Source organism: Candidatus Odyssella thessalonicensis L13, from assembly GCF_000190415.1.
GTDB lineage: Bacteria > Pseudomonadota > Alphaproteobacteria > Paracaedibacterales > Paracaedibacteraceae > Paracaedibacter > Paracaedibacter thessalonicensis.
Genome location: NZ_AEWF01000011.1, coordinates 1 through 12,266, shown reverse-complemented (window position 1 = coordinate 12,266; position 12,266 = coordinate 1). Strand labels below are relative to the sequence as shown.

Annotated in this window: 16 protein-coding genes; 9 read left to right on the top strand and 7 right to left on the bottom strand. The window is 37.6% G+C overall.

Features of this window, described 5'->3' with window-relative positions; genetic code table 11:
- The first annotated feature begins 220 nt into the window (after positions 1–220).
- From HMO_RS0112405 to HMO_RS0112395, 3 genes are all read left to right on the top strand, one after another.
- The gene (locus tag HMO_RS0112405) at positions 221–640 is read left to right on the top strand and encodes a DUF6572 domain-containing protein (protein WP_010304082.1); all 420 of its coding nucleotides are present in this window, start codon (positions 221–223) and stop codon (positions 638–640) included.
- A 17-nt stretch (positions 641–657) separates the two neighbouring features.
- A complete protein-coding gene (locus tag HMO_RS0112400; protein ID WP_010304081.1) occupies positions 658–888 on the top strand; it encodes a hypothetical protein in 231 nt (76 codons plus the stop codon).
- 67 nt (positions 889–955) lie between these two features.
- Positions 956–1,303: a conjugal transfer protein TraD gene (locus HMO_RS0112395; RefSeq protein ID WP_010304080.1), complete on the top strand. Its 348-nt coding sequence runs from the start codon at positions 956–958 to the stop codon at positions 1,301–1,303.
- 553 nt (positions 1,304–1,856) lie between these two features.
- On the opposite strand, the gene HMO_RS0112390 is transcribed toward HMO_RS0112395, so the two are convergent.
- The 3 genes from HMO_RS0112390 to HMO_RS0112380 form a co-directional block, all read right to left on the bottom strand.
- Positions 1,857–2,528: a hypothetical protein gene (locus HMO_RS0112390; protein WP_010304079.1), complete on the bottom strand. Its 672-nt coding sequence runs from the start codon at positions 2,526–2,528 to the stop codon at positions 1,857–1,859.
- Positions 2,529–2,612: 84 nt separating this feature from the next.
- Positions 2,613–3,068, bottom strand: a complete 456-nt coding sequence (locus tag HMO_RS0112385) for a hypothetical protein (protein WP_010304078.1) — start codon at positions 3,066–3,068, stop codon at positions 2,613–2,615.
- Between the two features lie 480 nt (positions 3,069–3,548).
- The gene (locus tag HMO_RS0112380; RefSeq protein ID WP_139016895.1) at positions 3,549–4,319 is read right to left on the bottom strand and encodes a hypothetical protein; all 771 of its coding nucleotides are present in this window, start codon (positions 4,317–4,319) and stop codon (positions 3,549–3,551) included.
- Positions 4,320–4,540: 221 nt separating this feature from the next.
- Between HMO_RS0112380 and HMO_RS0112375 the strand changes: the two genes are divergently transcribed.
- Complete coding sequence (locus HMO_RS0112375; protein ID WP_139016894.1) at positions 4,541–4,783, top strand: transcriptional regulator; 243 nt, start codon at positions 4,541–4,543, stop codon at positions 4,781–4,783.
- Positions 4,784–4,807: 24 nt separating this feature from the next.
- On the top strand, positions 4,808–5,791 hold the full coding sequence (locus HMO_RS0112370; protein WP_010304075.1) for a hypothetical protein: 984 nt from the start codon (positions 4,808–4,810) through the stop codon (positions 5,789–5,791).
- A gap of 1,143 nt (positions 5,792–6,934) precedes the next feature.
- Here HMO_RS0112370 and HMO_RS0112360 read toward each other — a convergent pair.
- Positions 6,935–7,219, bottom strand: a complete 285-nt coding sequence (locus HMO_RS0112360) for a hypothetical protein (RefSeq protein WP_010304073.1) — start codon at positions 7,217–7,219, stop codon at positions 6,935–6,937.
- Positions 7,220–7,506: 287 nt separating this feature from the next.
- On the opposite strand from HMO_RS0112360, the gene HMO_RS0112355 reads away from it, so the two are divergent.
- Positions 7,507–8,481: a Fic family protein gene (locus HMO_RS0112355; protein ID WP_010304072.1), complete on the top strand. Its 975-nt coding sequence runs from the start codon at positions 7,507–7,509 to the stop codon at positions 8,479–8,481.
- A 193-nt stretch (positions 8,482–8,674) separates the two neighbouring features.
- Here HMO_RS0112355 and HMO_RS0112350 read toward each other — a convergent pair whose 3' ends face one another.
- From HMO_RS0112350 to HMO_RS0112340, 3 genes are all read right to left on the bottom strand, one after another.
- Positions 8,675–8,929, bottom strand: coding sequence for a hypothetical protein (locus HMO_RS0112350; RefSeq protein WP_139016893.1), 255 nt, complete (start codon positions 8,927–8,929; stop codon positions 8,675–8,677).
- 293 nt (positions 8,930–9,222) lie between these two features.
- The gene (locus HMO_RS0112345) at positions 9,223–9,417 is read right to left on the bottom strand and encodes a hypothetical protein (RefSeq protein WP_010304070.1); all 195 of its coding nucleotides are present in this window, start codon (positions 9,415–9,417) and stop codon (positions 9,223–9,225) included.
- Positions 9,418–9,627: 210 nt separating this feature from the next.
- Positions 9,628–10,179 (bottom strand): hypothetical protein, encoded by a 552-nt coding sequence (locus HMO_RS0112340; RefSeq protein WP_010304069.1) that lies wholly within the window; start codon positions 10,177–10,179, stop codon positions 9,628–9,630.
- 335 nt (positions 10,180–10,514) lie between these two features.
- Here HMO_RS0112340 and HMO_RS0112335 point away from each other — a divergent pair, with 335 nt between their 5' ends.
- The 3 genes from HMO_RS0112335 to HMO_RS0112325 all read left to right on the top strand — a co-directional run.
- Positions 10,515–11,003: a LexA family protein gene (locus HMO_RS0112335; RefSeq protein WP_010304068.1), complete on the top strand. Its 489-nt coding sequence runs from the start codon at positions 10,515–10,517 to the stop codon at positions 11,001–11,003.
- Between the two features lie 219 nt (positions 11,004–11,222).
- Positions 11,223–11,468 (top strand): hypothetical protein, encoded by a 246-nt coding sequence (locus tag HMO_RS0112330; RefSeq protein WP_010304067.1) that lies wholly within the window; start codon positions 11,223–11,225, stop codon positions 11,466–11,468.
- 193 nt (positions 11,469–11,661) lie between these two features.
- The coding region (locus HMO_RS0112325) for a reverse transcriptase N-terminal domain-containing protein (protein ID WP_010304066.1) at positions 11,662–12,266 on the top strand (605 nt) is incomplete at its 3' end.

Here is a 12,266-nt window from a genome sequence, read left to right as displayed (position 1 = left end):
TCTTACCTACAAAGCATTGACGCTTGCGTCACAGCGACATTGCTATTATGCAATGTATAAGCGCGCCTTGCAATTTTTTATTGCTGCGGACTTATAGAAAATGTTATCCATTATTCATGATTAACCCTCACACTTTCAAAGAGCGGAGGGATAGTAAAGGGGGTCACCTCTTTACAGAAAACTCTAAAAATTGGCAACACATAAGATCTAAGAGATCAGGATGACTTGGATAAAAAAAATTAAAGAATGGCTTTTTAAAAAAGAGGAATCCTTACAAGAAAACATCATTCCTCCTGAGGAGATTAACGGGGATGGGCATCCTATTCCAAGCGAGCTCGTTAACCGAATTGATGTGATAACAACAGCTAAAGATGGAAATACTCATCTCTTCATTGTATCGGTTGGGTATTTAGATGGTTCCCACTACATAATTCAGCGAATAGCACATAAAGTTAACACCTATCTTTGCTACATTAATGATGACGAATTTAAAGAGAAGTTTGGGCACCCCTCTGTTCAAAAAACAACGATCAAACTTAAATGTAGTGAAAAGCCTCATACCAAAATTTTTCAGATCATAGAATCACTTCAAGAAACGGTAAACTACTGGCATTCTTCACTTAGCATTGAGATCAACTAACTTAACCGAGGATATAAATGAAAAAAATAGATACCTTATCTAAAAAGCTTCAAGACTTGCAAGCCGAACAACAAAAATTACAACTGAAGATCGCAGAACACCTTTATCATGAATCGCAGAAGATTCTTGGCGAAGACTTTTCTCCGTCCTTAGCGTTAACCCTGATTCAGCAAGCATGGCATTACTCCGGTAAAACTAAGGAGGACTGGCTTAAGCTATCGAATTCCTTTCCAAACTCTGCCGACTAAAGTTTTAGAACTTAAATGGCATACATATCAGCGTCAATCTCTTAAACTAAAACAAAAGATTTATCAGATGAAAAATCGCTCAGGAATAGCGGGGTACGGGTTCCGTCAGGCTCGGACTCGAACTCTCATCCAATTAGGGGGGCTTATTGAAAAAGCCGGCCTGTTTGAGGCGGTGGGTCTTATCCCTGGGAGCGATCTCCAAAAGGATCCGCAGATGCAAGAAATTGCTTTGGGATTGCTCGGAGCCTTTATTGAAATTAAACGTGATCTTCAAAAGGGTGAAGCTTCACTTGAGCTGTGGAAATTAAAAGCTCAAGCCTTCTTAAATGAAGCCTCTAAAGCTCCACTAAAATTTCGAAGTGAAGAGGAAAAGGAGATTAATACTGGCGCTAATATTGCTTGTGAATTACTCTAAAAAGAACATAAGGAGTTGCAAGTGTCACCATTATTAGAGTTAATCTTTGACATTTTAATATCGTTCTTTAATCGTTCTCCGGAAGAGGTTTCATCTAAAAAAATAGTAATAAAGAAAAAGCAGATAAGGTGACAGAAGAGCAAGAGTAAAGAGAGCCACCTATTTCGAAAAGAGAGCCTTAACTAAAAGGAAGCTTATAATCCAATATTTGCGATTTTCAAAAAACAAGTTTTAAAACTCTTTATTATTTTTATAATCTTTAGAAAATATTGAGATATCTGTTTTTAACAACTATGTAGCATGAGCACCTGAAGAAGATTTAATCTAAACATCCTCTTAAGGTAAATAAGATCTCCTTAGAGAGACAAACTTTTAAACCAGACGCCATAATAAGAACACTTAAAGTGTCACATATGTGACACTTATATAAATTTATAAAAATGCACTTATCTATAAGAAGATTACCTCTTTCCAAAAGTTTAACTATTTAGAATAAAAGTGTCCTATAAAAAATGCTGATGAGAAGGCGAGCCTTACTTTTCTTTGACCAAAGTTAACCGTTTAAACCGCACCTTTTATAAACTCTTGATAGAATGTAATCCATAGCATGCTGTAGATCATCTTGGAAAACTCGGCCGGAGGAAAACGGCTTGATAACTCCTTGATCAATTCTTCTAAAATGATGCTCTATTTCAGCTTGGTTCTCTTCTGCATACAAACACATTTCATACTGCGCTTTCATAACTGTTTCTCTAAATTCTTGATCAGTGTCGTAATCATCGGCATTAAGGTAGCCTTTACAAGGGATACCGATTATTCTTCTAACTTCATTTATATCCGCAATCTCACTTAAGGGTTTACTCCTCCCTTCATTAAGATTTTTAAAATAGCCCTCAATGAAAGAACGGTAGCATTCGAAGTGCATAAAGAGTTCTTTTTTCGCTAAGTCCATATTAATTGGTTCTGGGGTATAGCACAGTAATTTTAGATGAGCACCAATCATCAATATTCCCAAAAGAGGTGTTATATTGGATCCTTCCGACCTCATATAAGAGAGAAACAGATAAACCAATATTGCACAAAAGAAAGCAATGACACTTATTCTAGCAATCCTAGGAACCGCACTGAAAACCATTGCTACTCCTCCTATAATCAAAATTATTTCTATTTCATCCAGGAGCGCTAACTTTTCCCATACAAAGTCTAGCTGAAGATTCTCCATCATTTTCATTATCCTCCGTCAACCTATATATTAAGATACGGTTCCTATATGGATAAATTCATATAGGAACTATATATAACTACTGTATTAGGCTTGATGTTCTTGATAATAAGCTATCCGATCTGTCCACGCTTCAAGCTTGTAAACTCTTTCCTCTCCTCCTTTGAAGAAAGAAAGGTAGACATGAACGTTTCGTTGGCTTTGATGGTAAAACCCTAACACTTGAAGTATATTAGGTTCTTCAAAGTTATGAATCCTTGTTAAAAGCCCCTTTCTATTGTGAATAGTAACATTTAAATCAAGCGGATGCTCCTGCCCAAACTCATCAGTTACCGTAAGACTGTTATCTGAGATCTTTATGCTTTCCTCAGTTGGCTCTATACGTGTCAGAGAATAATAAATGGGCTTGGCTTCATCAAAGTTGTGAAGAAGTGTTTGCGCGAGATCGCTGACAAAGTACAGGAACCCACTTTTGTTCTCGAGAACCCTAGATAGAGTTCTGTATAAAGTCACATAGGATCGGCTTATCTTATTATTTTGCATTTTATTCCTCTCTTTTAAGGTTAGTAATTTGCCAATTAATTTCTTTAATTAGCAGAGAAAGGTTAGAGACCTCTCTCTAACCTTGGTGACTTCCTGGCGAAGGATGGGGGTAGCAAGAACAAGGGGAGGGGGATCACCCATCCTGCACGCAATAACCATGGAGGAAGGATGGGGACACCCCTTGGTGGCGCGAGGGGTAAAACCCCTTAGAGAGTAGGATTAAGATACAATTCTAAAACGTAACACCAATATTATAGAGGGTAGAATCTTATTATACTGACATAAAGCGTCGCTGGTTTATCAGCTTTAATAATGAGCTCGATGTATGAATTTTAGGAAATAATTCTTTTCAACAAAATATTCATCAATAAGAATGACCGGATCGGAGAATACGAGAAGGAAGAGGGGGATGAGGAGAATCAATTATGCTGTGCTAAGAGATCTCCTTTAGTTTACCGATTAACGGTACTCCCTATTAAATTAGGTTAGGTTCTCGTCTCTTTTCAAGGAAGCCTTGGAGCTTTTAAAATAAATCTGTTTAGCAAGATAGTCTCTTGCGAGGGGTAAATCATCTTTAAAAGCTCTATAGTATGAAAAGGGCTTAATAAGGCCTTGATCTATTTTTCTGAAATGGTCTTCAATTTCAGCCTGATGCTCTTCTGCATATATGCATAGCTCATACTGTATTTTAACAGCCAGCTCTCTTAACTCTGAATCAACATCATAGCCATCATTGTTACAAAGATAACTACTAAGGGGGCCGAGTATTCTCCTAACCTCTTTTTCAGCTATAATCTCTCTTATGGGTTTAGTAATTTTATTATTCAGGTTGTTGAAATAGCTCTCAAAGAAAGGACGGGATCTTTCAATAAGCATGATGAGCTCTTTTGTTGTTAAGTTCCCATTAGCTCTTCTTAATTGTGATACACTTTTTTGAGGTGAGAAATCTTGTTTTAAAGGAATGCTGGTGAACATTGCGTATAATATATTACCTAAGCTTCCGTTTAGCGCTGACATCATAATGGCAATCATAAAAAATGCCATAATTATTGCAGCTTTTGATTCTCCCCCCCAGTAAAACATAAGGGGAACAATGGTACATGCCGTGAATCTAAAGAAACCTGAAGTCTGTGTTATAACGCTAATTATCACAGCAATAATCGCAGCCGCGAAGCCGATCATTGCAATTGTTTCTGGTTCAGCTAGGGGCGCTGACCTTTCCCATAAAAAGTCCAGCTGAAGATTCTCCATCATTTTTATTACCCTCCGTTAGTTTATATATAGGATGCGATTCCTATATCCATAATTTTATATGAGAACTATATACAGTAGCTGTATATATTGCAACTGCTTATATACAGCTACTATGTATATACAGCTACTGTATATATTGCTGCTATATATATATAGCTACGATACACATAGATGTGATATACAAGATATAAGTGAACTCATAAGGTGAAGAGCAATTGGTGGAAAAAAGCACCCATTCACAAGAATATAACAAGGAAGAGGTTCAGAGGGCAGTGGATATTATGGGATCTGCTTGGAAACTAGCTAAAGTGTTAGGAATCAGACCTGCTAATATATATAGATGGCTTAAAGGATTAGGTTTTCCTGACCCTATCAATTGCTTAAGAATTGAAAAAGCAACACAAGGCCGAGTCAAAGCTCGCGATATCCTACCCCGTTATGATTGGGAAAATGTCATCTAATCTTTTAAGTATGGAAAACAAATTATGATGATTAGTACAAAATGTGATAAACTTACTGATAAAGCATCCACCTATTTTCATGCCCATATAGGAGTCTTTGTTGCTGCTATAGGACTAATTATCGGATTAGTCACTTACTGTTATGTTTACCAGATATCTATAAAAGAATTCTCTCCTTTAACCCTTTTCTTTTGCATTCCTTTGCCTTTCTTAAAACTATGGCTACTCTATTTTCTCTGTGCAAAATCGCTTGAGAGAATGCAAACAGGTCTTAATCATCCGCTTAACTCTCGTTATGCCATCTCATCCCTAGAAGTTGAAGACAGGGATAGGACAACACTTCACGATTTATATCAGGCCTCGGGCATACTACCTCTACTTGGTACCTTATATGTCGTAGCCTTTCCTCCTTTGGCAACGCTTACTGATTTAAGTAGGTTCGGCTTCTTATTAGCTCTATCTGTATTCCTTAACTTTCCAGTAATAGGCATAGGTGCGAGGTATTTCTCGAGTAATAACAGTTATAAAGCTTACAGGCTATATTTTGATGTTAGCCTCATAACACTGATCTTCTGGAGCTTAGCTATAGATGCGTATGGATCCTTCAATTTAAAGCCTCACTATCCAATTCGGCTGCTAAATCATAAATCATTACTCTTAAGCCTAAGTGCAATACCGATAATTTTTGCGTTGGTAATGGTGACTCGGCATTATTTACTCTCACATAAGCACACGAAGAACAACTCCTATGGAATCAGCTTCGTAATTTCTGCTTTCATATTTTTAGCCGCGCCGCATCAATTTAACACTTATTTATATTTCATTTATACAGGCGGTGGAAGGCCCATCATAATTAAGGAATCGGATAAAGAAATAGCAGGCTGTTTGATCTATGATGGCTCCAAAGATTTTATCGCTTGGCCTAAAGGAGAACCCTCGCCCTTAAAATACGCTCGGGACTATGCTGACTATCGCCATCTTAACGAGGAAAAACAGAGCCACAAATAAACTGTGAAGAAAATAGACTAGGCAATAAAATATAAACATTAACACCCAGAAGAAGCAGTAAGAATGACAAAGAAGCAGCTAGTGTATATTCAATGGCTTGAAGAGCAATATGGAAAGCTAAGAATTTATAGGATGCTATTTTGGATAACATTAGCATCCTTAATTATACCAGGCTTTCTCAAATTTCTGGTATTTTGCTTGGCCGTTGTAATAGGGTTGATAGCAGTTTTATATGTAGTTAGTTTCATCGCTACTTATAAAGCCCTCTTTTTTCCTCTTATTCACATAAGCATTATAGGATTCTTACCTCAGATTGCTGAAACGTATTATGGAATCTCTGTGTTTAATACCGCTACTGAGGTATTAATGCATAAAATTGTAATTTTGAGCTCATGTATAATAGTCTTCTGGAAGATCATCCGGAACCCATCAAAGTTCTTTCAACCAACTTACAAAGCTGGAGATCTTCAATAAAGCGCACCTATCATAGAGCTTAGTTTCATTTAGGGATCTAGCAGAAACATATGAGATAGAGAAGATGAAAGAAAATTGAGGAGATGAGATAGTATTGTTGCTTGGTTTCCTGAGGTCAGTCAGGAGGTTTCATCTCCCCGTGATAACCTTTAAAGGGTTATTACTTATTTATATACATAAGAATTATACATAGACGCAAGCAATATTACTTACCTGTTTTTAGAATTATTTTATATAAGTATTAGTCAGCAAGCATCTTTGAGATTAAATCTCTGTTATGAGGAAGTATTAGCCAAAGTTAGAGGTTGAGCGCCCAAGGTTTAGCATAGGCAAAGAAGAACTTATCTATCAAGTAAGTGGCTTTTGAAAAACTCTATGTTTTCCTCAAGAATAAACCCTAAAGTATCTTTAATCTGCTCAGGCAAGAGGAAGAAAAGATTAGGTTTTATTAAATGCCATGCACAGTACAGCTACCAAGCAATCACTCAAAACAGAGGTCTTAGCAAGAATACAGCTTGCAATACGCTAAGAGCTTCTAAATCTTATTTATATAAATTTTTGAAGACGGTAGGTGCATAAGCATTACCTTATTTATAGGAAACAAGGATCTTTAAGAAAGAAACAGTTCTTTCTTAAAGAGACTAGATTATAAATATAGCTAAGTAAGGATTAATGCTCTCCGCATAATTTCTTATAACTCGCAGATTTCAGCATTAGAGGAGAATGAGTCTTAAGAGATAGACCCATTTGAAAGCAAGCTAGATCATGGATTGTTTTTTCAGTAATTACAATCTTACTCTCAGTAGAGTTAAGGCTGTTATTGCTTGAGCTTTTTAAGGGTTCAGCTGTATACATGGAATATAAAGGGGGTAGAGCAAGTTCATTAAATAGGGTACCAATGCCTATAATTATAACGCTCGTCATCACTACTTTAGAAATCAATGATTCCCTCATGGGTTCTCCTTAGTCTATTATAATATGGATTCATGTATAACAATTTTAGGCTGCTAAGTCTAATACTTTAGACAATTTTTATAAATTATAGAGAACTATGTATTGGATAGAAAGCGTACTCTCATAAATATTTTCTGTTAAAACGACACAGAATATAATCCCTCTCTTTATGATTAAGGCAAAATTGCTCCGCTGCTATCTAAAGTAGGGTGCTCAGTGATCAGAGCCAGATAATCTAATTCTAAATAATTTGGCAAATGATAGTATCATATGATACTATCATAATTATGAAATATATTCCTCCTTTTAAAATCACCCCTCTAATTTTAAAGCTCTCTCAAGATATTAGTCGAGAATTAGGGCTGATCATAGGTCGTAAACTAGCGGATACTCCTCTTACTTTAAGACGATCAAATAACATTAAAAGTATTCAGGCCTCTTTAGCAATTGAAGGGAATACCCTCTCTCTTAATCAGGTAACAGCCCTCCTGGAAGGCAGGCGCGTTATAGGGCCGTCCAAAGATATCTTAGAGGTCCAGAATGCATTTATTCTCTATGAGGACCTTCATCGCTTTAATCCTCTTAAAGTTGAGGATATGTTGAAAGCTCACGCTATTCTGATGGCTGGTCTGATTGAGGAGAATGGGAAATGGCGGACTGGGGGAGTCGGTATTCTAAAAGGAAACGAAGTCAGCCATATTGCCCCGCCTGCAAAAAGAGTGCCCATTCTTATGGAAGAGTTATTTAACTTTCTTGCCCACTCTTCTGATATCTCTTGGCTGATCAAAGCCTGTATTTTCCATTATGAATTCGAGTTCATTCATCCTTTTTCAGATGGGAATGGAAGGATGGGACGATTCTGGCAGCAACTACTTCTTATGAAGGAAGATGCTCTATTTGAATTTATCCCAGTAGAAGTTTTAATAAAACAGAACCAAGAAGAATACTATAGTGTTTTAGGTGAAAGTGACAACCTGGGAGAATCTACGCCTTTTATTGAGTTCTCCTTAAAGGTCATATATGCGGCACTGAAAGACTATTCTCAAACTGCTGCTCGTCTTCCTCAGGATCACCGGACGCGCCTTCAATTTGCCCAAGCTCGCATTAAGGAAAACTGGTTTTCCCGGAAAGACTATCTACAACTCCATCCCGATATTTCTACAGCGACAGCAAGCCGAGATCTTCTCTTTGGCCTCCAAGAAGAAATTCTTAAGAATAAAGGCGAGAAGAATCAAGTTAAATATCAATTTATCAAAACCTGACCTTGCCTTGTGAGAAGAAGTAGCCAAGCTTAATTCTTTGAAAAAACAAACCTAGCAAGATATAGAAGGTTAAGAATAGCTTTCTAAGAAGCCGAGAATAAGTAAACACTTATTTATCTCATATCTTTTAAAAGCAGACCATGGAGGGAGAAGAACTTCCATTTTGAATTGCTTGCCACTTTTCTTAATTAATCTACTGAAGCTGCTCAGAGAGAGGGGAGAACTCAAAGCGGCTTCGACCATACGCGACAAATGGAAAGTCGAAATCTTCTTTAACCGCCTCTTCTCCCCTTCGTTCTTTTATATAGTGCTCCACCGGATTATAATCTAAGTTTCCATTCTTCTGAATTTCAAAAGCTCTCCAGAATAAAGTGTGGTTTGGGAGAGGGATGAAAAGATCATAGGCTTCCAAGAAAGGGCTCATCATAAACCAATTATATTTAATCATACAGTCATGTCTTTTATTTCTCTGAAGCGAAGGCTTTTTAATCAAATTGAATTCCTCTTCGAGAACAGATTCAATATTTCTCAAAAAGGATTCTTTAGATCCTTCAAGCAAGCCCTCAAATAAGCTTGATATTTGTCCAATAGCTACTCGTTGTAAATAAGGATAGTGGCCTATGAGATCTTCAGACAGTTGTCTGATTTCTTCTTCAATATCTGAATATTTGTTACTTTTTACGGGGATCGATATTGCTATAAAGTATCTTTGTTGACAATCAACAAAGCTGTAAAGGTCCGTTAGGCTCTAGGATTCAAAAGTGCTCGTGAAGGTAGATTGACCAACAGATATTTACAGATTGTTCTGTCAGGTAATTTAGAGACAAGTTCAGGGGAAGCCTCGATAAACACTGATAATGATAAGTTTTTAGGAGTACTCTCTAGCAGAAAGGTTGCATAATCTTCTGTAAGTAGAAAAGCGGCTTCTTTATTCATTTGATCTAAGTCTTCAAAAGCTAATGTGGTAATATTTATTGTGCTTCAAAATACAAGCTTTATATATCGCCGTCAAAGATAAAAGGAAGCAATTCTTAAATATTTGAGTATTCTATTAGGCTCGCTATCTTGCTGCCCAATCACGTTTTTAGAACTATGTGTTTTAGTGATAAGAGACGCCTCGCTGCGCCTCTTCTAACAAATCAGGTCTTACTGTTGCGTTGATGATAAGCTAATTATATTAATTCGATAGCGCCCATTTCCTCCAGGCACATATGGCTCTCCAAAAGAAACTGTTGTTGTCCTAAAGGATGCTAGCTTAGCGAAATTCTTCTCTTCATATAACTTATAAAGGCAATCGAAATTATCCTCTACATATTTGACGAGCTTATCAAAGTCTTGACTTTTGCCTGAGTCCTTTTTAAGGTCATCTTTAAATTCCTTATATTCTTTTAAATCGGGATGTTCCTTTTCTGTTCTACCAAACGGTGGTGAATAATAATAGTCTTCACCCTTAGCGTCTCTTTTCGCAATTAGGGCTGCTTTTTTATAAATCTGCATTAGTAGTTGGGAATTTTTATTGTTTAACCCTTCATAATATCTTTCATTTTCTTCACTGCTTTTTTCAGTCTCTTGGGCTATCTGATATCTTTGAGCATCTGCCCTACTTAAATAATCGTTAGCTGTAACAAGGGTTGCGGAAAGAGCAAGGCCAATTATGCTTGTACTAAGTATAGAGAAAGTATGGGTAATTTTCTTCATTATAAGGTCCTCCTAGGAGTAAAAATGATAGATAGGCTTTCTTATCCCTCATCATATAGGCTCATAGTTTATTGTCCGTATTAACTCTGCTCAATATGCCTAAAGGGATAAATTACACCTCAATTACTACACTTATAAATGAGCAACGTAAAATTGAAAGAAATAAAAATTTTAAATTGCGTTCTTAACTCTATTGCACCCTTCTACATGAAGCCGGTTTGTTGGAGGGCTTCTAAGAGAAATTAAGTAAAAATTTGATTTACTTATAAGAATTGATTGTTAATAGGAAATGGTCGCATAATAAGGATTATTGTTCACCATTGAGGGTTTGCCTTATGAATGTTCAGATCCAAGATAGCATCCATTATCTACCAAGCATTGGGTTGCTAAAGTTTGACTCAAGCTTAGACAGCATTATTACTCCGAGAAACTCTAAGGTGTACTTAACGCTTTTTTCCAGTCGAGTCCAAGCTGGGTTTCCATCTCCGGCGGATGATTATGCGGAAAAATCCTTGGATCTCAATGAACATTTAATCTCCCATCCCGCGGCTACCTTCTTTGTCCGAGTTTCAGGAGACTCTATGATAGGAGCAGGTATCCATAATGATGATATTCTGGTTGTCGATCGGTCTTTAAAGGCAAAACATAATAGTATAGTAATTGCTGTCTTAAATGGAGAACTGACCGTTAAAAGACTCAAGATTTATCCCGATAAATGTGTTCTTGCGCCTGAGAATCCAGCTTATAAGAATATCGTTATTACTCCGGAAATGGACTTCACCGTATGGGGCGTGGTTACGTCTGTTGTCCATCAGTTTATCTAAGAGGATCTTTTAAAGAGATGGACACGTTTAAAAATGATAGGGCTCCTCGATTGCAACAACTTTGTGCGACGTGCAAAGCTATTTATGCGAATGTTCACTGCTTTGCAGAAGAACCAGCTGTCCCATCAGCTGTACCCTAGGAGGTAATGCAATGAGGTAACAAATTGTATAAAGCCCTCTGACAATGTAGTCCAAGGTCGAAAGACTTCCTTCGAACTTGTGAGGGTAAGAAGGCGCTGCCAGCACCAAGGCGGCAAGGAGCTAGGGTCGAATGGTACGGTTAACATATGTGAACTCTTAATAAACATCGTTATGCAAGAACAAGCTAAAGGTGCTGATAAGCTTGAACCAAAAGGTAACGTGGTCGGCAGTAGGGTTGAAATTTCCCTGTTCATGGGCATAAAGACCACCGATGGAAAGAGAGAACCTAACCCATTCAATGGTCGGATAAATGGAACACGGTAAGCCCGTATTTCTCCAATATGGAAGGTGTACCGCAAGGTTAGCTGATAGAGATGCGGGTAAAGGAAGATGGAGAAAGCAAATGCTTTACTGTAATCGTAAAGATAGAGGTTAATGCCTCACACGAAAGTGGGCCCACTTCCATCTAGCTTTTGAACACAAGAAACTTGGCTAACTGTTTTAGGAAACAAAGCAGATGACAGTAACAAATATGGATACTGGTGCAGTCTCCCGCAACCTAATCGACTGGAAGGCACTTAATTGGTCTTCCGCTGAGAAGGCTGTGCAGCAGCTCCAAGCGCGTATTGTGAAGGCAATACAAGCAGGAAGATGGAACAAGGTAAAAGCCTTACAACATCTTCTTACACGCTCATTTTACGGTAAGATCCTTGCCATTAAACGAGTCACAGAGAATGAAGGAAGGAGAACCTCAGGTGTCGATCGACAACTCTGGTCCACTTCAGAAAGAAAAGCAGCTGCCATAAACGAACTAAAGCATAGAGGGTACAAACCTTTACCTTTAAAACGCGTTTATATTGAGAAAAGCAATGGCAAGAAGAGGCCACTCGGGATCCCAATAATGCGAGATAGAGCTATGCAGGCACTTCACCTTCTAGCTCTTGACCCTGTTGCAGAGACCACTGCGGATCAAAACTCTTATGGCTTCAGAAAAGGTCGTAGTACCGCTGATGCTATAGAACAATGCTTCGTAACCTTAGCAAAAAAGAGGGGTGCATACTGGGTTTTGGAGGCCGATATAAAGTCATGCTTTGATCAAATTAACCATGTAATGGCTTTTAG